The following is a 23052-nucleotide window of genomic DNA, read 5'->3' on the forward strand; positions in this document are numbered from 1 at the left end:
AATACCTTTATCATCTTTAAAGAATAAACGAAAATCCAGTTATTTTCGTCTAAAATTACAAAATGTTTCTTGAAAACACAGTTAATCATAAAGAACAATTCGGCTGGATAGAAGTCATTGCCGGCTCTATGTTTTCTGGAAAGACAGAAGAATTGATTCGTAGACTTAAGCGTGCCCAATTTGCCAAATTAAAGGTTGAAATCTTTAAGCCAATGGTAGATACCCGTTATGATGATGAAATGGTAGTATCGCACGATGCCAATGAAATTAGGTCTACACCTGTACCTGCAGCTGCCAACATTCGCATATTGGCAGATACTTGTGATGTTATTGGCATTGACGAAGCTCAATTCTTTGATGATGAAATAGTTACCGTTTGTAACGACTTGGCCAATAAAGGTGTTAGAGTAATCGTTGCTGGTCTGGATATGGATTTTAAAGGAAAACCATTCGGTCCCATGCCAGCACTTATGGCCACTGCAGAATATGTCACCAAAGTACACGCCATTTGTACCCGTACCGGAAATTTAGCCAATTATAGTTTTAGAAAATCCAGCAACGACAAACTGGTAATGCTAGGTGAGGTAAATGAATATGAACCTTTAAGCAGAGGTGCATTTTATAAGGCGATGCTCAAAGAGAAAGTAAAAACCATAGATGTAAATTCTGAAGAGGTCAATACCACCAAAAAAAGTAAAAATGGCTAAGGCAGAAGAGACCGTTTTAGAAATTGACCTAAATGCACTTGGTCATAATTACAACTTTTTACGATCCAAAATTAAGCCTGACACCAAATTTATGGCGGTTGTAAAAGCATACGCCTATGGTAGCGAATCGGTTGCCATTGCGAACCATTTGCAAGATTTGGGAGCCGACTATTTTGCCGTCGCATATGTCAACGAGGGCATAGCCCTTAGAGAAGGTGGTATAACCGCACCTATTTTGGTCTTGCACCCACAAAAAATACATTTTGCAACGTTGATCGAACATCAGCTTGAACCAAGTATTTATTCGCTATCTATATTATCGGATTTTATAGCAACGGCAAGTAGCTTGAATATACATGAGTATCCGGTTCATTTGAAATTTAATACCGGACTTAATAGATTAGGTTTTTCTGCGGATGAACTGCCAGATATTTCAAACTTGATTCATCAACAAAAAGCAATTAAAGTCATTGCCGTTTTATCACATTTAGCAGCAACAGAAGACCACGGAGAAAAAGAATTCACCAATCTGCAATTGACCCGTTTCAGTGATATCTGTAAACAGGTAGATTCGCTATTTGAACATAGCATTCTTAAGCATGTTCTCAACACATCGGGTATCATTAATTACACTCGTGCGCAATATGATATGGTACGAAGTGGTATAGGACTGTATGGCTATGGCAATGAACCTTATATTGATGAGCAATTACAACCAGTGATGACCTTAAAAACCATCATTGCTCAAAAGCATATTATTCGTTCAGGAGAATCTGTTGGATATAATCGAAAATACACCTCCGAGAAAGATACGGTAACCGCTACCTTACCTCTGGGCCACGCCGATGGTATCGGTAGAGAGTATGGTCATGGCAAAACCTATGTTAGCGTTCACGGTCAACTAGCACCAATCATCGGAAATGTGTGTATGGATATGATTATGATCGATGTTACCAACATAGCATGTGAAGAAGGAGATGAAGTAATTATTTTTGGTAAAACTTTACCAGCAAGCGAATTTGCCGAAACGGCACAAACCATTTCATATGAACTGTTAACGGGTCTTTCTCAGCGAATTAAAAGAACAATCGTTCATTGATTTGTTAACATTTATTTAAGGAATCGTTTTTTTTAGTAAATTGCTACACTTATTATATTAACCATTAATAAAAAACATTAGAAACATGTTAAAAGAATTTAAGGAGTTTATTATGACAGGTAATGTCATAGATTTAGCCGTAGCCGTATTACTTGCAGGTGCTATGGGATTAGTTGTTAGCGGATTCGTTGGCGATATCATGATGCCAATCGTTGGTCACTTTAGCGGAGGTGTAGATTTTGCTGATATGAAAGTTGTATTGGACGAAGCAGTTGTTGCTGCAGACGGGTCAGTAACAAAACCAGAAAATGCTATTCTTTACGGTAAGTGGATCAATGCTATTATCAACTTAATTATCGTTGGTTTTGTATTATTTATGATTGTTAAAGCTTACAACAAAACAAAAACTCCACCAGCTCCAGTAGAAGAAGCTCCAAAAGGTCCTACTGCTGAAGAACTATTGATAGAGATTAGAGATGCTTTAAAAAAGTAATTTAAAATACACCCTTATTTAAGGGAGCCGTTGCACTGCAACATATTTTAACTTAAACCGTCAACACTGTTTCGCTAACAACGTTGACGGTTCTTTTTTTAAATTATGTATTTTCGCATCACCACTATTCAGAATCAATTTAACAAATAAGGTGTCAAATCTTGATTCTGTTTTTTCATAATGCCAGTTTGAAATGATATTATTTTATTATTTTCAGTAATTACAGGAAGCATTATTTTTTTCCCACATATGACGAAGTATACATTTTCAAAATCTGCATAGTTTTTTTTATACAGATTGAAATCTACCAAATTCATACTTTCTGCTCCTTTATAGTCTTTTATAACATAGTTTGTTTCGCAATCTTTTCCCATAGAATTCTTAATGGATTTAAAGTCTTTCTTAAAGAATTCTTGGTATCCTTCTTTATTGGTAATGTTATTACTTAAAGACAAAAAAGCTTTAAGATTTGAAACATCTTCTTTAAGGATAGTGTTTTCTACAAAATCTTCAATTAACCTTTCTTGTGCATGAAGCTTACTCTCCGCTAATAAAGCCATTAGTACAATAAATACATAAACGTTAGTTTTCATTTTTAACATCCTTTTAGTGTGTTGGGAGATATACCTCCATTTTTATTAATAGTTTGAAAAATGATGGAATTATATCATCTTGTTATCGAATGAATTGTATAACTTCTATCAAATAAAAAATTAAGTTAAAGAAATATTATTCTTGAGGAATACTACAAATAATGTCATAATCAGAAATATTACATTGAATATAATTCTCTATATAAATATATTTATTTTCTAGGCAATTATTAAAATAAGAAAAAGATATTGTTACAAATTAAACATTTTGTTATATTTTGATTATTCTTTTCTTTTTTGCTTGTGCAAGTATCAGTAATACGTATTTTTGCCGCTTAATATAATTGTTTTACAAATGAAAGTAGCTGTAATTGGTGCCACAGGCATGGTTGGCGATGTAATGTTGAAAGTATTGGCTGAGCGTAATTTCCCTTTAACGGAGTTATTATTGGTAGCCTCTGAACGTTCTGTAGGTAAAAAGATGACCTTTAAAGGAAAAGAACATACGGTTATAGGCTTAGCTGATGCGGTAGCCGCAAGACCAAATATTGCCATATTCTCTGCGGGTGGTGATACCTCTTTAGAATGGGCTCCTAAATTTGCAGAAGTGGGAACTACGGTAGTAGATAATTCCTCTGCTTGGAGAATGGACCCAACCAAAAAATTGGTGGTTCCTGAAATCAATGCTCATGAGCTTACAGCAGAAGATAAAATCATTGCAAACCCTAACTGTTCTACCATACAGTTGGTAATGGCATTGCACCCTTTACACAACAAATACAAAATGAAACGTGTGGTTGTTTCAACCTATCAGTCGGTTTCCGGTACTGGTGTAAAAGCGGTAAAACAATTGGAAAATGAAATTGCCGGCGTGCAAGGAGAAATGGCGTACCCTTACCCAATTGGTAGAAATGCATTGCCACATTGTGACGTTTTCATGGAAAACGGTTATACTAAAGAAGAAATGAAACTGGCTCGTGAGCCACAGAAAATATTAGATGATCGTACATTTTCGGTGAGTGCAACTGCCGTACGTATTCCTACCGCTGGTGGTCACTCCGAATCCGTTAACGTTGAATTTGAAAATGACTTTGAACTGAACGAGGTACGCAAGTTGTTAAACGAAATGCCAGGTGTAACCGTACAAGACAACCCAGACACCAATACGTACCCAATGCCAATTTATGCTCATGATAAAGATGAAGTCTTTGTTGGGCGTTTACGTAGAGATGAAACACAAAGAAATACGTTGAACATGTGGATCGTTGCAGATAACCTTAGAAAAGGTGCTGCTACGAATGCAGTGCAAATTTCTGAATACCTAGTAGAAAAAGGACTGGTCTAAACCCTATCAATAGAACGTTAAAACCTTCAAAACTTCTCTGTTTTGAAGGTTTTTTTATGGTACTTTAGTGCAAACTCAACTACCATGAAAAACATTCTACCGGCGTTCATTACCCTCGCCCTAATTTCGTCTTGTACTAATACTTCTAAACCCGAACCTATAACCGTGAATTATCCTGTTACCGCAAAAGTTGATACCGTAGACAATTACTTTGGCACCGAAGTTAAAGACCCATATCGCTGGCTAGAGGATGATAGAAGTCCAGAAACGGAAGCATGGGTAAAAGATCAGAACAAAACTACTTTCGGTTATTTGGAAAAAATTCCATTTAGAAACGACCTGAAAAATAGATTGGAAAAACTATGGAACTACGAAAAACTAGGTTCTCCGTTTAAAAAAGGCGACTATACCTATTTCTATAAAAATGACGGATTACAAAACCAATATGTAGTGTATAGAGCCAAAGGTGATGAGGATCCCGAAATATTTTTAGATCCGAATACATTTTCTGAAGATGGCACAACTTCTCTAGCCGGTTTAAGTTTTACCAAAGATGGATCGTTAGCGGCTTATCTAATTTCTGAAGGCGGTAGCGATTGGCGAAAGGCTATCATTTTAAATGCTGAGACCAAAGAAATAGTAGAAGACACATTAATAGATATTAAGTTTAGCGGACTCTCATGGAAAGGGAACGATGGTTTTTACTATTCCAGTTATGATAAACCAAAAGGTAGCGAGCTTTCTGCCAAAACAGATCAACACAAAGTATACTATCATAAACTAGGTACTTCTCAAAAAGATGATGAACTTATATTTGGTGGTACACCCACAGAAAAACATCGTTATATAGGTGCAAATGTTACCGAAGACAATAAATACCTATTGATCAGTGCATCTGTTTCTACCTCTGGTAATAAATTATTCATCAGAAACTTAGAAGACCCTAACGGATTACTTATCCCAATAGTAGAAGATACAGATTCTGACAACTATGTGATTGACAATGTTGGTTCTAAACTCTACATAGTTACGAATAGAAATGCTCCTAATAAGAAAATTGTAACCGTAGATGCCAGTAACCCTGAAGCTAAAAATTGGGTAGATTTTATACCGGAGACCGAAAATGTACTCAGCCCTAGCACAGGAGGGGGCTACTTCTTTACCGAGTACATGGTAGATGCTATTTCTAAGGTAAATCAATATGATTATGACGGTAAACTAATTCGTGAAGTTGCATTGCCAGGTATTGGTTCGGTCGGCGGATTTGGTGGTGAAAAAGAAGATAAAGAACTATATTTTTCTTTCACCAACTACAACACACCCGGCTCTACCTACAAATACAATGTTGAAAACGGTGAATATGAACTGTACTGGAAACCAGATATAGATTTCAATCCCGAAAACTATACCTCTGAACAGGTATTCTATAATTCTAAGGACGGTACTAAAGTTCCCATGATCATTACCTATAAAAAGGGAACTGAATTAAATGGTAAAAACCCTACCATTCTTTATGCCTATGGCGGATTCAATGTAAGCTTAACTCCGTCGTTCAGTATCGGAAACGCTGTTTGGATGGAACAAGGCGGAATTTATGCGGTACCAAATCTTCGTGGTGGTGGTGAATATGGCAAAAAATGGCATGATGCGGGCATTAAGACCAAAAAGCAAAATGTATTCGATGACTTTATTGCCGCTGCAGAATACCTTGTTGAAAATAAATACACTTCAAAAGAGTACTTAGCGATTCGTGGAGGTTCTAATGGCGGTTTGTTAGTTGGTGCCACAATGACGCAAAGACCCGACTTAATGCAAGTAGCATTACCTGCAGTAGGTGTTATGGACATGTTACGCTACCATACCTTTACGGCTGGTGCGGGCTGGGCCTATGATTATGGAACTGCAGAAGACAGTGATGAAATGTTTAAGTACCTAAAAGGTTATTCGCCCGTGCATAACGTTAAAGCGGGCACTACATACCCAGCAACCTTGGTTACTACGGGCGACCATGATGACAGGGTTGTACCTGCCCACAGTTTTAAATTTGCGGCAGAACTTCAAGAAAAGCAAGAGGGTACCAACCCAACATTAATTCGTATTGAAACCAATGCCGGGCATGGAGCGGGTACACCCGTTAGTAAAACCATTGAACAATATGCCGATATTTTTGGTTTTACCCTTTTTAATATGGGGTATACAGAGCTTCCTAACCAAAGCGTATTAAAAGAATTTAAAGAGTAATTATTTTTTTAAATCAATAAATTATCGAAAAATTCGTTTCAAATTGGAACGGATTTTTCATTTTTACAGTTCTAAGCACAAAAGCATGTTACGAGTAGAGAACCTATCATTTTCTTATGACAAACTTCCAGTACTAGAGTCTATTAACCTCCGTATTCAACGTGGAGAACATGTGGCCATTATTGGAGAAAGTGGGTGCGGAAAAAGTACCTTACTTAAGATTTTATATGGATTGATGGACTTGGAACAAGGTGAAATCTTTTGGGAAGATGAACAAATTTTAGGTCCGGCTTACAACTTAGTGCCTGGTATGCCATTCATGAAATATCTTTCTCAAGATTTTGACCTCATGCCGTTTATCTCGGTGGCAGAAAATATAAGCCAATATCTTTCTGTTTTTTATCCTGATGAATTAAAGGAAAGAACTCAAGAGCTTTTAGAAATGATAGAGCTGACAGAGTACGCCGATAAAAAGGTAAAAACATTAAGCGGTGGCCAACAACAACGAGTTGCCTTAGCCAGGGTTTTAGCACAAAAACCCGAGGTATTACTGTTAGATGAACCATTTAGCCATATTGACAATTTTCTAAAGAATAGTTTACGACGCAATATGTTCAACTATTTAAAAGAGCATAGAATAACGACCATAGTTGCCACGCATGACGTCAACGATGTGCTACCTTTTGCCGATAGAGCGGTTGTACTGCGAGATAACGAAATTATAGCACGGGCAAGACCTATGGAGTTATATAAAAACCCAAAAAGTTTATATGTTGCGTCATTATTTGGTGAGGCAAGTATGATTTCTATCGATGTTCTTAAAACATATGCGAATACCAAAAGAAAGATTATAGTGTATGCCCATGAGTTTCGTGTTTCACCTTCACAAGGATTTCATGTTACGGTAGAAAAAGCATACCCAATGGGCAGTCATTATCTAACAGAGAGTAAAAGTGATGATAATGAAACCATATATTTCAATGCACACAAATTGTACCCTAAAGGGAAAGAGGTCTTTTTAAATGTTGCCATAGAAACCATAAACCAACGCATACAAGAACCTGCATCTATTTAATAGATTACTTGTACTTCACTTTTTTAAATCTCTATTTTGCTTTTAAAAGTAAGACTTGCTTTTGCTTACATTTGATAAAAACCTGTTGTGAACCAAGAACAAATACTTACCGAGTTACAATTTAAGGCCATTAGAAGTAGTGGACCGGGTGGTCAGCATGCAAATAAGGTGTCTTCAAAAGTTGAATTGTCATTTCATATAGAAGCTTCTGCAGGATTAACAGATAGAGAAAAAAAGCGACTTCTCCTTAAATTAGGAAACAAACTCAGCAAAGAAGGTCTATTAATTTTACAGTGCGATGAATCTCGTAGTCAGCACAAAAACAAAGAATTGGTTATCAAAAGGTTCTTGAAACTTATAGAAAAATCATTGGTCGTACCTAAAGCACGAAAGAAAAGTAAACCCACCAGATCGTCTATTGAAAAAAGATTGAAGAGCAAGAAAATTGCTTCACTAAAAAAAATCAATAGAAGTAAACCGGACTATTAACCCGTTTGTTTTAAGCAAAAATAGAATAGAATACAAAAACCATAATTGCGCCGGTAAGCCCCAAAATTCCCGTACCCAGACCAAAGAGTCTATACCCCGTTTTTACGTTCATGCCACTCATTTGTGTTACTACCCAAAAGAAGCTGTCATTTGCATGGGAAATTACCGCAGAACCTGCGCCTATCACCACTACAACCAGAGCTTTCTGTATTTCTGTATCAAATCCTAACGATGACATCATAGGCATAATGATAGAGGCTGTTGTTACCAAAGCCACGGTAGATGAGCCTTGTGCGGTTTTTAATGCGGCAGCCATAACAAAAGGCAGAAAAATACCCATATTATAATCCGTTAAAGTTTGTCCTAAAATTTCTGCAATGCCCGAGTTCTGTAATATTTTACCAAAAATTCCTCCTGCCCCTGTTATTAATAGAATAGACGCGGCATCTTTTATTGCCTTACCTACCCAGCCAGCCGAAGAAAGCATATCATAGTCTAACTTTTTTGGTAAAAGCAGGCATAAAAAGACTCCTATCAATAATGATAAAACTGGCTCACCTAAAAAATTGATTATATCTAACCATCCGTTTTCTTGTGCGATTTCCATAGAATTCAATACCGATTTTAGCACAATAAGAAAAATAGGAACCAAAATAGGAATAGATGATTTTAAGGCACTAGGTGAATCTTTAATTTCCTTTTCCGCTTCTAGCGCTACCTCAACATCTGGCGCTATCATTGTTTTAGAGGCATACTTTTTTGCGAAAATGATACCAACTACCAAAGCAACAATACTTGTTGGAAAACCGAAGGCGATGACCAAACCTAAATCTGCCCCAAGAATACCTGCCGCAGCTATAGGACCCGGAGTTGGTGGCACCATGGTGTGCGATGCCATTAAGCCCAAACCTAATGCTATTGCAGGACCCGCAATGGAGATTTTAGCTTTTTTTGAGAGACTTTTATTCAAAGGATGTAGTAGCATGAAACCACTATCTGCAAATACAGGAATAGAAACAATGTAACCAATAATGCCCATTGCCGTAGGTACTCGTTTTCTACCAATGACCCCTAGAACTTTTTCAGCAATTGCAAATGCACCGCCTGTATGTTCTAAAAATGCTCCGATAATAACTCCGAGAACAATGATCAATCCTATTTTACCAAGCGTACCGCCAAATCCGTCATTAATAGAAACTATGATATCGCCATAGGGCATACCGGCAAAAATACCGTATAGAATTGAAATGATGAACAACGCCAAAAAAGCATGTACCTTAAGCCTAGTCGTCAATATTATTATGGCAATGACCGCAATAAGTAAGTAAAGTATTTCCATAATCAGTTTTACATAAATTTTCACCTAAGATTAATTGGTGACGAAATTTATTCTTCACCAAATATTGTATATACAAAGGCAGTATAAGTTAGCTAATTATTGAATACCAACTATCGTTAACTTCTTACCATTAAAACTTACGCTTTCCCCTACTTTTTTGCCAAAGACAAGTTTACCAATAGGCGTAGCCGCAGAAATACAATATACCGACTTGGTATTACTCTTAAACTCACCTGCCGATATCGCTATGTAATAAATAAATGAATCAGTAACAACCAAACTACCCAACCCTACCGTTGGGGCGTTTCTGTCTTTTGGTACTTTTGAAAGTAGTTGTTGCGTTTTTTCCAGTTCTGCCAGTTGCTGACCCATTTTTTCGCGCTGTAACTGGATCATAGCACGACCGGTTTCATGTTTATCACCAGCACTGCTTTTTGTCTCTGAGGTTAAGGCAGACTCCAGTTCTTTAATTTGAGCCTGTATTCTTACCAACCTATCGTTAACGAATTGAACACAAAAATGGTAAGCGTCTTTTTTTAGAATGTCTAGTGAATCAATTTCCTTCAATGTGATACAGATCTGCCAGTTTATAGATCAAGTAATTTACAATTTGATTGTCACTTTCACCAGCACTTAGCATTTTTTGAATCTCTATTTCATTTTCAGCCTTAAAATACTCCAAATCACCAGAGCGGTCTTCGCTAAAAATATTCCATGATTTTAATCCACTTAGCATGGCTTTATGAGCTTCGTAGCGTTTTGTAATTGCTTGTGCTCTTTTCTTATCTATTTTAACATCTGTTTCATTATTGCGTAGCATTTTATAATCAGCCGTAATTTTTGCATCTGCTTTTTCAGCTTCGGTAATGATCTTAAAATATGCTTTAGAAACCAAAGCTTCGTATGTGGCATAAAATCCAGAAACGTTTGCTTCCTCTTCAGCCAAAGTCATTTCAGTATCTGTACTAGCGTAAAGATCATCTTTGATATACGAATTATCTGCTATTAGCGATTGTTTCCAAGCCTCGCTTTTAATATGTTCTTTCCATACTCTTGCGTATTCTCGTTGATAACGATTTTTGGTCAATCCGCAACTGGTTAGGCAAACCATGCTTAGTACAACTGTTAGCACAGCTGTAGCTATTCTTTTAAATATTATTCTCATATAGTTTACATGCTATTACAAACCATCTTAACAGTTTACTGTTCTAAGGCAAACCGAAAGTGCATTTAGGGTAATAGATAAGCTGAGGGGGCATACAATTTATAAATAAAATTAAGAGAACAACCCTCTTTTGGATAAGATTTAAAAAAACAGGATAAACGGGGTGAAATTCAATCAATTAAATTTGCTAATTTTTTACCGATCGTACTGCCAATGGCAATACCCATACCGCCTAAACGTACTCCGCAAAATACATTACCAGAGATCTGTTTTAGTATTGGTTTCTTTTGTTGCCCAACACCCATAATACCGCTCCAGCTATAATCTATTTCAAAATCGGTATTGGGTAAAATGACGGACTTTAATAATTCTCTAAGTTTATTTTCCACAAGATCGGTTGTCCCCAATTTGGTAGTTTCCTCTGTTTTAAAATCTAAATTTCTACCACCACCCAATAATATTCGATTATCGATATTACGGAAATAATAATAGCCTTCTTCTAGGTGAAACGTTCCCTTTATGTGAAGGTTTTTAATTGGTTTTGTAATCAAAACCTGAGCTCTAGCAGGTTTAACATTTTCCGATACTAATTGAGAAGCGAAGCCATTAGTGGCGATCAACAACTTCTTTGTGGCGAAGTCCAATTCATCTGTTCTAACAACCACTTTCTCCAATAAGTCGTCATAAGCGTTTACTTCAGTAGCATTCAAAATCATAATTCCTTTTCGTTGTGCCAATTGCATTAAAGAAATCATCATTTTTCCGGTGTCGATCTGCCCTTCAAAAACTTGGGAAATGTAGTTTTTATTGATTCCTTTAAAACCAAAACCATTTGGCACAATTTTGAACGCATCATTCTTAAAAACCGAATGCAATAACACATTAATGGTTTTAACTTTCTCTAGACATTGCCCGTATAATGCTTTGTCTTTTTCCAGAAATAATTCATGCCCTCCATTATTCTCGAAACCTATGGTACCATCGCCTAACAGCTTACGAAGTGTTTGTATACCGATAAACCTATCTTGCACCAATTGCACTACTTCTTGTTCTGAATGTGTTTTAAGGTCGGATAAGATTTCTGAAATACTGCCAAAACAGGCGAACCCCGCATTTTTAGTACTGGCACCTTGGGGAAGCTTACCCTTTTCTAAAATTAATATGCGCGACTTAGGATGTTTTCTTCTTAATTCTAAAGCACAATTTAAACCCACAATACCACTACCGATAATGGTAAAATCGATATTTGAAAACCATGATTTACGTTCCCAGTAGCTTAGCTGCATAGTAATATTTTGAATGTACTATAAGATAGAAAATCAATCTTAAAAAAGACATAAAAAAACTCCAACATTGCTGTTGGAGTTTTGCTTTTAATGTTCTGTCTCAGGATCCATTTTAAAATCATCCATAAAGGCTGTGGTATAATTACCCGCCAAATAATCTGGATGGTCCATTAACTGCCTGTGAAAAGGTATCGTAGTCTTAATACCCTCAATTACGAATTCATCTAAGGCGCGTTTCATTTTATTGATTGCCTCTTCCCTAGTTTGGGCGGTGGTAATCAGCTTAGCGATCATAGAATCATAATTTGGAGGAATACTGTACCCACTATATACGTGCGTATCCATTCGTACCCCGTGACCACCTGGTGTGTGTAAGGTAGTAATCTTACCTGGCGATGGTCTAAAATTGTTATACGGATCCTCCGCATTAATTCTACACTCTATAGAATGTAATTTTGGAAGGTAGTTTTTACCTGAAATTGGCACACCTGCAGCTACCAATATTTGCTCACGAATTAAATCATAATCAATAACCTGCTCGGTAATAGGGTGCTCTACTTGAATACGGGTATTCATCTCCATAAAGTAGAATTTACGGTGTTTATCTACCAAAAATTCTATGGTACCCGCACCTTCATATTTTATGTATTCTGCAGCTTTAACCGCAGCTTCACCCATTGCTTCCCTTAATTTATCTGTCATAAATGGTGACGGAGTTTCCTCTGTCAACTTCTGGTGACGACGCTGTACGGAACAATCTCTTTCAGACAGGTGACATGCTTTACCGAATTGATCACCTACAATTTGAATTTCAATATGCCTTGGCTCCTCGATCAGCTTTTCCATGTACATACCACCATTACCAAAGGCAGCGGTTGCTTCATTTACGGCGCTATCAAAAAGCTCTTCCATTTTGTCCTCAGACATCACGGCACGCATACCTTTACCACCACCACCGGCAGTAGCTTTGATCATTACAGGATAGCCCATTTTTTTGGCTACCTTCTTAGCATCGGCAACATCTTTTAAAAGACCCTCTGAACCAGGTACACAAGGCACACCGGCTTCTTTCATGGTTTGCTTGGCCGTGGCTTTATCGCCCATACGGTCAATTTGATCTCCAGATGCACCAATGAATTTTATATCGTGTTCTGCACAGATACGTGAGAATTTTGAGTTTTCAGAAAGAAAACCATACCCTGGGTGAATAGCATCTGCATTTGTAATCTCTGCAGCTGCAATTATGTTAGGGATCTTTAAATAAGATTCGCTACTAGCGGCAGGACCAATACATACGGCCTCATCTGCAAAGCGTACATGCAAACTTTCTTCATCTGCCTTACTATATACGGCTACCGTTTTAATACCCATTTCTTTACAGGTACGGATAACACGCAAAGCGATTTCTCCCCTATTGGCAATCAGTATTTTTTTAAACATCTTTTAAATTTTAAGTTCTTGGTTCTACATGATTCTTACACACCGTTAATTAACGGTATCTAACAATTTCTACTCAAAATTTAGTTAAGAAGGGTCTACCAAAAATAATGGCTGATCGAACTCAACTGGAGAAGAGTCATCTACCAAAATCTTGACAATCTTACCAGAAACTTCAGACTCTATATCGTTGAACAATTTCATTGCTTCAATAACACAAAGTACATCTCCGGTTCCGATAGTATCTCCTACTTCTACAAACACAGGTTTGTCTGGAGATGGTTTTCTATAAAAAGTACCTATGATAGGAGACTTGATGGTAATATACTTATCATCATCAGCTTTTTTCTGCTCTGCTTCACTTGCAGGGGCTGCCGCTTGTTGTGGCTCTGCAGCTGCAGGTGCTACAGGTGCTGGCATTGCTGGCTGTGCCATTGGCATTGTATGTACATACGTAGGCTCAGAATTGCCCGATAAGCTTCCTGTACGAATGGTGATCTTGATATCATCAGTCTCGAGTTTTACCTCGCTAGCACCAGACTTAGCTACAAACTTGATAAGGCTTTGAATCTCTTTAATATCCATATTTCTCTAAGTTATAATTGGTAGTTGTTGTTAGTTAATATGCCCATTTAAGGTAGATAGAACCCCAAGTAAAACCACCACCAAAGGCAGCAAAAACTAGATTATCTCCTTTTTTAAGCTGTTTTTCGTAATCGAATAATAAAAGTGGTAATGTAGCAGATGTAGTATTACCATAACGTTGTATGTTCATTAATACTTTAGAATCATCTACACCCATTCTTTTGGCAGTGGCATCAATAATTCGTTTGTTCGCTTGATGCGGCACTAACCAATTAACATCTTCTTCGGTAAGTTCATTTCTTTCCATAATCTTTGCCGCTACATTGGCCATATTGGAAACAGCGAACTTAAATACTGTTTTTCCTTCTTGAAAAATGAAATGCTTTTTATTGGTAACACTTTCTATAGTGGCCGGCATTAAAGAACCGCCACCTTCCATACCGAGGTATTGTCGTCCAGAACCGTCTGCTCTAAGGTACTCATCTTGCAAACCAAATCCTTCTGTATTTGGTTCAAAAAGTACTGCACCGGCACCATCACCAAAAATAATACAGGTAGTTCTATCTGTATAGTCAATTATAGATGACATTTTATCGGCACCTATTAATAATACTTTTTTATATCTGCCGGTCTCAATATGGCCCGCAACCGTTGACATTCCAAATAGAAAACTAGAACATGCCGCCAATAAATCATATGCAAAAGCATTTACCGCACCTATTTCAGATGCAACAAAAGCAGCTGTTGAAGCTACCATACTATCTGGGGTAGCAGTAGCTACGATTACCAAATCTATTTCAGCAGCATCAAGTCCTTTCTTTTCCATTAGGTCTTGGGCCGCTTTAATGGCCAAATACGAAGTACCTTCCCCTTCTTCCTTTTTCAACACCCTTCTTTCCTTAATACCTGTTCTGGTAGTAATCCATTCATCATTGGTGTCAACCATTTCCTCGAGCATTTTGTTCGTCATTACAAACTGGGGAACATAGCCTCCTACTGCGGTAATAGCTGCTGTAATTTTGGTCATACTTTATTTGCTTTCTTGTAAAAAACTTAAAAAACGAGTCAAAAGTCATGAAAATTAGTCATTTTCAACGACTTTTCGCCTAAAGTTATCGGGTTTTTGAAAAATTGCAATTGATAGTACAAAGGCTATAACCTTTTAAATTATCTGAGTTACAAGGTGGTAAAATACAAATTGGACTAAAAAAAACTCCCTACTTCAAACGAAGTGGGAGCTTAGTATATTTTTAAAAAGTCTTAAGCTTCTGCTTCTTCGGTTTTATCAACCAAAACTTGACCTCTATAATGTAATTTACCTTCGTGCCAGTGTGCTCTATGGTAAAGGTGTGTTTCACCAGTAGTAGAATCTTTAGCTAAAGTAGGTGCTACTGCTTTATAATGAGTTCTTCTCTTGTCTCTCCTTGTTTTGGAAATTTTTCTTTTAGGATGTGCCATTTAAACCTTATTTATCCGTTAATAGTTTCTTTAATTCGTCCCAACGGGGATCGTTTTCTTCTTTGTTTGATCTTTTCTCTTTTGGTTGAAGCTCGTTTAACTTGTCTAACACTTCAGATTGTAAAGTGCCATCTTCAATACCAGGGTGAATTCTTTTTTGCGGAACCGCCAATACCAACATTTCGTACACATACTGTGCAATGTTCAATTGATGTTCGCCATGAGGAAGAATTAATATTTCATCATCTTCATCATTATATTCCTCACCGAATTTTACCACCAAATGTAAATCTCCACTTATAGACTGATCATATGGTTCGCTGGTAATATCACAAGCAACATTAACTGTTCCCGATGCTTCCATATCAACCTCCATCATTGTACTTGTTTTATGAAGTACAACATCTAAATTGATGCTGGCAGCGTTGAATTCATCGTATCCAAAAGAATCAAAGAACGTATTGTCAATCTGGTAATTAAAGTTGTGTTTTCCTTGCTTCAAACCTGAGAAAGGAATATTGAACTCCTTTTGCTTCATCACGTACACACTTAAATTAACACTAATCGCCCATAAAAGGCGGGTGCAAAGATACTATTATTTTAATAAAAGACAATAGTTATCAACTATTTATCTTTATAACTTTTTAATTGGGCCTAATTTTAACGTTCTCTCTTTAAACGCTGCTTTTTTAACACATCTTGGGTCAGCTCTTGATACTCTGTTCTATGCTTAAAAATATTCAGTGCCATGAACACAGCTTCTTTAAAAGAACTTTCATCTGCAACACCTTTACCCGCTATCTCATATGCCGTGCCGTGATCGGGCGATGTTCTTACCTTACTTAAGCCTGCTGTATAATTAACTCCCTGCCCAAATGATATTGTTTTAAACGGTATTAAGCCCTGATCATGATATGCCGCTAATATGGCATCGAACTTTTTATAGCCATCAGACCCAAAAAAACTATCTGCCGAATAGGGTCCAAAAACCAAATGCCCCATGTCTGCCATTTCTTTAATTACCGGTTTTAATACCTCATCATCTTCTTTGCCAATTACACCATTATCTCCACTATGCGGATTAATGCCCAACAAAGCAATTTTTGGCTTACGAATACCGAAATCCATTTTCAAAGATTTCTCAATGGTATTGATTTTATCTCTTATTAACCGAGGTATGATGGCGGCAGACACATCTTTAACAGCCACATGATCGGTCAATAAGCCAACCTTTAATGTCTCTGTGACCATAAACATTAAACTTTCCCCTTCTAGTTCCTGCGCTAAAAAATCTGTATGCCCAGGAAAATTAAAATCTTCAGATTGTATGTTGTTCTTATTGATAGGTGCTGTTACCAATACATCTATATCACCTTTCTTTAAAGCTTCTACTGCAGCTTTTAATGATTTAATGGCATATTCGCCACCCGCCTTGGTGGCTTGACCAAAGTCAACCCTAGGCACCTCTTTCCAAACGTTGACGATATTAACTTTGTTATCTATTGCTTTTGAGGCATCTGGAATACCATTAAAGGTAACATTCAGTTTTAATTGTCTCATTTGAAAGGAAACAGTCTTGTTAGAGGCAAAAATAACCGGGGTGCAAAAATCTAACATTCTACTATCTTCAAATGTTTTCAACGCTACCTCACATCCTATTCCATTTAAGTCTCCTATAGAGATACCTAACCTTATTTTCCTGTTTTCGTCCATGATAATCTGTACCTTTGTACTCAATTTTGAATTTTCAAAATTACTTAAATTAAACGACACATGTTTACGGGAATTATTGAAACATTAGGTAAGGTTACCGCTCTTGAACCTAAAAGTGGCAACTTGGACATTACCATAGAATCTAGCTTAACACCTGAACTTAAAATTGACCAAAGTGTTGCACATAACGGGGTTTGCTTAACCGTTGTGAGCCTAACGGACACAACTTATACCGTGACCGCAATTGCCGAAACGTTGAGCAAAACCAATCTTGACACCCTAAAAGTAAACGATTCCGTTAACCTTGAGCGCGCTATGATCTTAGGGTCTAGATTAGACGGACATATTGTACAGGGCCATGTTGACCAAACAGGGGAGTGTACCGGTGTTCGTGAAGATAATGGTAGTTGGATTTTCTCTTTCTCATATGATGCCAAAACCGGAAACCCAACTATTGAAAAAGGCTCCATAACTATAGATGGCACAAGTTTAACCGTCGTAAATTCTGGTAAGAACACTTTTGAGGTCGCTATTATACCTTACACCTACGAGCATACCAGATTTAATACGTACAAGCCGGGAACGATTGTAAACCTAGAGTTTGATGTAATAGGAAAGTATGTAGCAAAATTGATGCTTAAATAGCCTTATACCTTTATAAATATGTTTTTCTGATATAGTATATAGCCAACAAGACTATAGAAAAGCACTACACTTAGCCCGTATAATAAGGATGATGTTTCTAGTGCCAAAAAATCGTGCACATATATTTTCTGAAACAACCATCCATGTAATGAGGTATCACCTATTTTTATTTGACCCATTACCTTGCTTATAAAACTGGACAAGAAATATATTACAATGGCATTTGCGCCTGCATATCTAAAAATAGAACCGAACTCAATTTTCTTTACATCTGTCAAGTAATAAATCAATGCTAAAATAAGATTTGCCCATCCTGCTGTTACCAATACAAAACTGCTGGTCCAAAGTGCTTTGTTGATTGGAAATACGATATCCCACAAATGACCAATAATTAAAAAACTTCCACCAATACCCATTAAGATGGTGGCTTTCTTTTCTTGCTTAGCAGTTAATATCAAACCCGTAAAGACACCCAATAGAGCACTAGCAATAGCAGGAACAGTACTTAACAAGCCTTCTGGATCATAATCTGCTTTATAATTATGAGAACCGAAAACTTTTACATCTATCCAATTGGCCAAATTATTAGGTGCTCTTTCTAATGTAGACGCCACACCTTCCACGGGAATAATTGTCATCAACAACCAATATCCAATCAGCAATACTGCCGTAACCCAGATCAATTTTTTCCAACTTAGGTTAATAAATAATATAGCTGTAAAAAAGAATACGACACCTATTCGCTGCAACACACCAGGAAAACGAATTTCACTAAAACTTTTAAAGAATGGATAGTGAATTAGAAATGCCCCCAAGAAAAGCCCTAGAGCTATTAACTTTAATGCCCTAATTGCAATTTTCTTAAACGTTTTGGCATCTATGGCTCTGTTCTGGTACGAAAAAGCTATTGAAGTACCTACTATGAATAAAAAGAACGGAAAAACAAGATCCGTTGGGGTGTATCCATGCCAATCAGCATGTAGAAACGGAGCATATACATTAGACCAAGTACCTGGTGTATTTACCAATACCATGAGCAAAATAGTCGCTCCCCTAAAAATATCAACTGAAATGATTCTGTCCTTTTTCATGCCGATATTATAAGATATTGCCCTTGAGTCGATTCCAAGCTTTTATCAGCAATACGCCCGCGATTAAAGAAACTACAGATAAAACAATAGCTTGTGTAGTTCTACCATAAATCCAATATCCCGTTGCGAACATGATAGAATAAATCAACAATACACCCAACAACATGGCCGTAATGCCTGCCGGAACGCTCCACTTTTCTTTATCCTTTACAATTTCAACTGCATCGGTTTTTGCTTCGTTAACCACTTTTGACCAACCCGGACCACCAGGCTGAATTTTCTTATAAAAACTTCTCAATGTCTCATTAGATTCCGGTTGTGTCATAAAAGTTGCCACTAACCATATGATTGTAGTTACCACAACAATAAATATGTATTCTGACCAATCTGGCAACAGTCCTGTTTCCGAAGCAAACAGATAGGCACCTACCGGAGTAAGTTTTAAAATAATGGAAATTATACCCGATGCGAACATCGCCGTAATCTCACTCCATGCATTAATTCTCCACCAGAACCATCTTAGAATAAAAATCAATCCTGTACCTGCCCCAAAAGCCAATAGTACATCGAACAACTGTAGTGCATTTTGAAGCAATAATGCCAATGCAGCACTGAATATCATTAAAACTACCGTAGAAATTCTACCTACCGCAACCAATCTTTTTTCCGAGGCATCTGGATTGATCTGTTGTTTGTAAAAATCGTACACTATATATGAAGACCCCCAGTTTAATTGGGTACTAATGGTACTCATATATGCCGCTACCAAAGAAGCCAATACCACACCTAATAATCCACTAGGCAGTTTGGTCAACATTGCGGAATACGCTAGATCGTGCCCCAATTTATCTGCAGTTACATTTGGGAAAGCTTCTTGTATACTAGCTAAATCCGGGTATACCACTATAGAAGCCAGTGCGACCAAAATCCACGGCCATGGTCTTAAAGCATAGTGCATAATATTAAAGAAAAATGTTGCCCCAATTGCATGATTTTCATCTTTTGCCGCTAACATACGCTGGGCAATATAACCACCACCACCTGGCTCTGCACCCGGGTACCAAGAACTCCACCATTGTACTGCAAGGGGAATTATAAATAAGGTAATTAATGCTTTCTTGTTACTAAAATCTGGTAATATGTTTAGTTTCTCCGTAACATTTTCATTAGCCATTAAAGCTTCAATTCCACCAACCTCAGGAATATTCACTAAATAATATGCCGCACCTATGGCACCTGCCATTGCTACAAAAAACAATAGAAAATCTGTATAGACAACTCCCTTGAATCCGCCAAGGGCGCTAAACGTTACCGTTATAAGACCAGCACTTACAACCGTTTGCCAAGGCTCTAGACCGAGCATTATACTGCCTATTTTTATTGCTGCCAAGGTTACTGCAGACATGGTTATTACATTGAAAATAACCCCCAAATACACCGCTCTGAATTTTCTCAAAAAACTAGCCGGTTTACCACCATAGCGCATCTCATAAAACTCCAAATCTGTATTTACGTTAGACTTACGCCATAATTTAGCATAGACGAAAACGGTCAACATACCTGTAATCAAAAAACACCACCAAACCCAGTTACCAGACACTCCGTTAGTTCTTACAATATCGGTCACCAAATTGGGTGTATCTGTTGAAAAAGTAGTTGCTACCATAGAAAGACCAAGAAGCCACCATGGCATTGTACGACCTGAAAGAAAAAATTCTGAAGAGTTTTTACCTGATTTTTTTGATACGTATACTCCTATTCCTAAGACAAGAGAAAAGAAAACTATAATAAATGTATAGTCTAATGTACTGAGTTCCATAAGTTGGTTTTAGGTTGATTGTTAAAGATATATTATTTTAGGACATTTTTAAATCTAATACGCTAAACGTACTACGTGCTACTATCAATAACTTCTGAAATTACCCCAACAGCTTGGATTCTTGCTTCTATAGCTACTTTTATCATAGGATTGTCAAAAGCCGGTATTAAAGGTATTGCCGTTTTAAACGTTACGATTATGGCGTTAGCCTTTGGCGCAAGACAGTCTACGGGTATGGTAGTACCGTTACTGGTTCTCGCCGACATTTTTGCAGTAATATACTACAACCGATACACGCAATGGAAATATGTGTTTAAGGTATTACCATGGATGTTGGTCGGACTTTTAATCGGTGTGTTCATAGGCAATGAACTACCTGAAAAGTTTTTTAAGATAGGTATGGCTATCATCATAATCATTACCGTAGGTATGATGTTCTATTGGGATCGTAAGAAAGACAAGAACGTTCCCTCGCATTGGTCTTTTGCGGGCTCTATAGGTACCATTGCAGGTATTACCACTATGGTGGGTAATTTGGCGGGTGCATTTTCTAATATATATTTCCTTGCCATGCGCCTACCTAAAAATCATTTTATTGGCACTGCAGCTTGGTTATTCTTGATCATAAACATTATTAAACTGCCTTTTCACTTTTTCGTTTGGAAAACCATTTCGTTAGAATCGTTACAATTAAACTTAATGCTCTTACCTGGTATTCTTTTAGGGTTCTTTGTGGGGGTAAAGTTTATCAAATACATTAAAGAAGCATTTTTCAGAAAAATGATTTTAGTACTTACCGCTGTCGGTGCTGTGCTTATTATGTTCAGTTAATTCGCATTTCTTTCAGGGTGAGCTTAATAAAGTCCACATATTTCAGATTAGGGTTAATCTTTACTTCGACCTAGAACTATCTTTATAGCCATTAATCTTGAAACACTTTTGGCACATGAATATCATAGGGAATTTTATAAAAGGGGTCATCAACGTTACCGATAAAATTACTGGTGATGACGACCCAATAACCGACCAAAAAACAGTTCTTCAAAATCTGTTAGAAACAGCAAAAGACACTTCTTTTGGTAAAGCCTATGAATTTGAAAATATTCTAAAAAGTGATGATCAACATCAAGCATTTCGTAATACTGTTCCCTATTTTGATTATAACCAGATCAATGAAGCTTGGTGGCACAAATTACATGAAGGGCAAACCGATGTAACATGGCCTGGCAGTCCAGATTATTTTGCACTGAGCTCTGGTACCACAGGAAAAACAAGTAAACGTATTCCCGTAACCGATGCTATGATCGATGCTATAAGACAAGCAGGAATAAAGCAAGTATTAGCGATTTCAAACTTTGACCTTCCGGCAGATTTCTTTGAAACGGGAATTTTAATGTTAGGAAGTTCTACCGATTTAATAGAAAATGACAATCACCTAGAGGGTGAAATCAGTGGTATTAGCGCCAGCAATATTCCATCTTGGTTTAGCGGATATTATAAACCTGGAAAAGAAATTGCACAAATTGATGATTGGGACGAACGTGTCGCAAAAATTGCCGAAAAAGCGCCAGACTGGGATATAGGAGCTTTAAGCGGAATTCCTTCCTGGATAGAATTAATGCTAAAAGAAGTCATCAAAAAACATAACCTCAACAACATTCACGAGATTTGGCCCAACTTGCAGGTATATACTTCTGGCGGAGTAGCATTTGGACCATACGAAAAGAGTTTTAATGCTTTAATGGGTAAACCGGTAACGGTAATTGACACCTATTTAGCATCCGAAGGATTTATTGCCTTTCAAGCACGACCAGAAACCGATGCCATGAAATTGGTTACGGATAACGGAATCTACTTTGAGTTCGTTCCTTTTGATCCAGATTATATTCTTGAAGATGGTTCTCTTTCACAAGACGCACCTTCATTAACACTTTCAGAAGTTGAAACCGGTCAAAATTACGTGCTAATTATAAGTACCGTTAGTGGTGCTTGGCGCTACTTAATAGGCGACACTATAGAATTTACCGATGTGGAACGTGCCGAAATAAAAATTACCGGGCGTACCAAATTCTTCTTAAATACGGTAGGTTCACAATTATCTGTCAACAAATTGGATGATGCGTTACAAGACATCATGGAAACTTTTGATATCGAAATACCCGAATATACCCTTTGTGCCAAAAAATATGAAGACGGTTTTTACCATACTTGGTATTTAGGCACTTCTGCTACACAAGACCCAAATGAAATCGCTGAAAAATTAGATGCTTCGTTGAAAGCTGCCAACAAAAATTATAAGGTAGCACGATCAAAAGCATTAAAAGGAGTAAAGGTATTTACCATAAACCCCGATGTTTTTTATAGCTGGAACGACAGTAATAAAAAGAAAGGCGGACAAGTGAAAATGGAACGGGTTATGAAAGAAGATAAATTTGCCGAGTGGGAAGCTTTCGTTGAAAAACACCAATAATA

23 protein-coding genes are annotated in these 23052 nt (G+C 37.2%); 10 read left to right on the plus strand and 13 right to left on the minus strand.

From position 1 onward, the window contains the following. The first annotated feature begins 62 nt into the window (after positions 1-62). The 3 genes from DCS95_RS14390 to mscL all read left to right on the plus strand — a co-directional run bounded on the left by DCS95_RS14390 (position 63) and on the right by mscL (position 2299). Entirely contained in the window at positions 63-707 is a 645-nt protein-coding gene (locus tag DCS95_RS14390; RefSeq protein ID WP_116771476.1) for a thymidine kinase, read from the plus strand. Beyond that, positions 700-1806: an alanine racemase gene (gene alr / locus DCS95_RS14395; RefSeq protein ID WP_116771477.1), complete on the plus strand. Its 1107-nt coding sequence runs from the start codon at positions 700-702 to the stop codon at positions 1804-1806. The genes DCS95_RS14390 and alr overlap by 8 nt, the downstream gene beginning before the upstream one ends. A gap of 85 nt (positions 1807-1891) precedes the next feature. After that, positions 1892-2299 carry a large conductance mechanosensitive channel protein MscL gene (gene mscL / locus DCS95_RS14400; RefSeq protein WP_116771478.1) on the plus strand — a complete coding sequence of 136 codons (408 nt, stop codon included), beginning with the start codon at positions 1892-1894 and terminating at the stop codon, positions 2297-2299. 134 nt (positions 2300-2433) lie between these two features. Here mscL and DCS95_RS14405 read toward each other — a convergent pair whose 3' ends face one another. Beyond that, positions 2434-2892, minus strand: coding sequence for a hypothetical protein (locus tag DCS95_RS14405; RefSeq protein WP_164674205.1), 459 nt, complete (start codon positions 2890-2892; stop codon positions 2434-2436). Between the two features lie 355 nt (positions 2893-3247). Between DCS95_RS14405 and DCS95_RS14410 the strand changes: the two genes are divergently transcribed. The 4 genes from DCS95_RS14410 (at position 3248) to arfB (ending at position 8042) form a co-directional block, all read left to right on the plus strand. Then, on the plus strand, positions 3248-4237 hold the full coding sequence (locus tag DCS95_RS14410) for an aspartate-semialdehyde dehydrogenase (RefSeq protein WP_116771480.1): 990 nt from the start codon (positions 3248-3250) through the stop codon (positions 4235-4237). Between the two features lie 84 nt (positions 4238-4321). Continuing rightward, positions 4322-6478, plus strand: coding sequence for a prolyl oligopeptidase family serine peptidase (locus DCS95_RS14415; protein ID WP_116771481.1), 2157 nt, complete (start codon positions 4322-4324; stop codon positions 6476-6478). 85 nt (positions 6479-6563) lie between these two features. Then, positions 6564-7553 carry an ABC transporter ATP-binding protein gene (locus DCS95_RS14420; RefSeq protein WP_116771482.1) on the plus strand — a complete coding sequence of 330 codons (990 nt, stop codon included), beginning with the start codon at positions 6564-6566 and terminating at the stop codon, positions 7551-7553. A gap of 87 nt (positions 7554-7640) precedes the next feature. After that, entirely contained in the window at positions 7641-8042 is a 402-nt protein-coding gene (arfB, locus tag DCS95_RS14425) for an alternative ribosome rescue aminoacyl-tRNA hydrolase ArfB (RefSeq protein ID WP_116771483.1), read from the plus strand. Positions 8043-8052: 10 nt separating this feature from the next. Here arfB and DCS95_RS14430 read toward each other — a convergent pair whose 3' ends face one another. The 10 genes from DCS95_RS14430 to pdxA form a co-directional block, all read right to left on the minus strand. Continuing rightward, the gene (locus DCS95_RS14430) at positions 8053-9381 is read right to left on the minus strand and encodes a GntP family permease (RefSeq protein WP_116771484.1); all 1329 of its coding nucleotides are present in this window, start codon (positions 9379-9381) and stop codon (positions 8053-8055) included. Between the two features lie 96 nt (positions 9382-9477). Then, entirely contained in the window at positions 9478-9948 is a 471-nt protein-coding gene (locus DCS95_RS14435) for a GreA/GreB family elongation factor (RefSeq protein WP_341865195.1), read from the minus strand. Beyond that, on the minus strand, positions 9935-10546 hold the full coding sequence (locus DCS95_RS14440) for a hypothetical protein (protein WP_116771485.1): 612 nt from the start codon (positions 10544-10546) through the stop codon (positions 9935-9937). Before DCS95_RS14440 ends, DCS95_RS14435 begins: the two co-directional genes overlap by 14 nt. 170 nt (positions 10547-10716) lie before the next feature. After that, positions 10717-11832: an NAD(P)/FAD-dependent oxidoreductase gene (locus DCS95_RS14445; protein ID WP_116771486.1), complete on the minus strand. Its 1116-nt coding sequence runs from the start codon at positions 11830-11832 to the stop codon at positions 10717-10719. 87 nt (positions 11833-11919) lie between these two features. Beyond that, positions 11920-13272 carry an acetyl-CoA carboxylase biotin carboxylase subunit gene (gene accC / locus DCS95_RS14450; protein WP_116771487.1) on the minus strand — a complete coding sequence of 451 codons (1353 nt, stop codon included), beginning with the start codon at positions 13270-13272 and terminating at the stop codon, positions 11920-11922. An 84-nt stretch (positions 13273-13356) separates the two neighbouring features. Continuing rightward, positions 13357-13854, minus strand: a complete 498-nt coding sequence (accB, locus tag DCS95_RS14455; protein ID WP_116771488.1) for an acetyl-CoA carboxylase biotin carboxyl carrier protein — start codon at positions 13852-13854, stop codon at positions 13357-13359. Between the two features lie 34 nt (positions 13855-13888). Then, positions 13889-14881: a beta-ketoacyl-ACP synthase III gene (locus DCS95_RS14460; RefSeq protein ID WP_116771489.1), complete on the minus strand. Its 993-nt coding sequence runs from the start codon at positions 14879-14881 to the stop codon at positions 13889-13891. A gap of 233 nt (positions 14882-15114) precedes the next feature. Then, positions 15115-15312: a 50S ribosomal protein L32 gene (gene rpmF / locus DCS95_RS14465; RefSeq protein ID WP_058104665.1), complete on the minus strand. Its 198-nt coding sequence runs from the start codon at positions 15310-15312 to the stop codon at positions 15115-15117. 7 nt (positions 15313-15319) lie between these two features. After that, positions 15320-15850, minus strand: coding sequence for a YceD family protein (locus tag DCS95_RS14470; RefSeq protein ID WP_116771490.1), 531 nt, complete (start codon positions 15848-15850; stop codon positions 15320-15322). Between the two features lie 122 nt (positions 15851-15972). After that, entirely contained in the window at positions 15973-17025 is a 1053-nt protein-coding gene (gene pdxA / locus DCS95_RS14475) for a 4-hydroxythreonine-4-phosphate dehydrogenase PdxA (RefSeq protein ID WP_116771491.1), read from the minus strand. Between the two features lie 60 nt (positions 17026-17085). Between pdxA and DCS95_RS14480 the strand changes: the two genes are divergently transcribed. Beyond that, positions 17086-17670 carry a riboflavin synthase gene (locus DCS95_RS14480; protein ID WP_116771492.1) on the plus strand — a complete coding sequence of 195 codons (585 nt, stop codon included), beginning with the start codon at positions 17086-17088 and terminating at the stop codon, positions 17668-17670. A 2-nt stretch (positions 17671-17672) separates the two neighbouring features. On the opposite strand, the gene DCS95_RS14485 is transcribed toward DCS95_RS14480, so the two are convergent. After that, entirely contained in the window at positions 17673-18761 is a 1089-nt protein-coding gene (locus DCS95_RS14485) for an acyltransferase family protein (RefSeq protein ID WP_116771493.1), read from the minus strand. Between the two features lie 7 nt (positions 18762-18768). Then, a complete protein-coding gene (locus DCS95_RS14490) occupies positions 18769-20580 on the minus strand; it encodes a sodium:solute symporter family protein (protein ID WP_116771494.1) in 1812 nt (603 codons plus the stop codon). Between the two features lie 75 nt (positions 20581-20655). Here DCS95_RS14490 and DCS95_RS14495 point away from each other — a divergent pair, with 75 nt between their 5' ends. After that, positions 20656-21411, plus strand: coding sequence for a sulfite exporter TauE/SafE family protein (locus DCS95_RS14495; protein ID WP_116771495.1), 756 nt, complete (start codon positions 20656-20658; stop codon positions 21409-21411). 115 nt (positions 21412-21526) lie between these two features. Further along, positions 21527-23050 (plus strand): GH3 family acyl-acid amido synthetase, encoded by a 1524-nt coding sequence (locus DCS95_RS14500; protein ID WP_116771496.1) that lies wholly within the window; start codon positions 21527-21529, stop codon positions 23048-23050. The last annotated feature ends 2 nt before the right edge of the window (positions 23051-23052 follow it).

It is taken from the genome of Maribacter litoralis (genome assembly GCF_003075045.1).
In the GTDB taxonomy this organism is placed as follows: Bacteria; Bacteroidota; Bacteroidia; order Flavobacteriales; family Flavobacteriaceae; genus Maribacter; species Maribacter litoralis.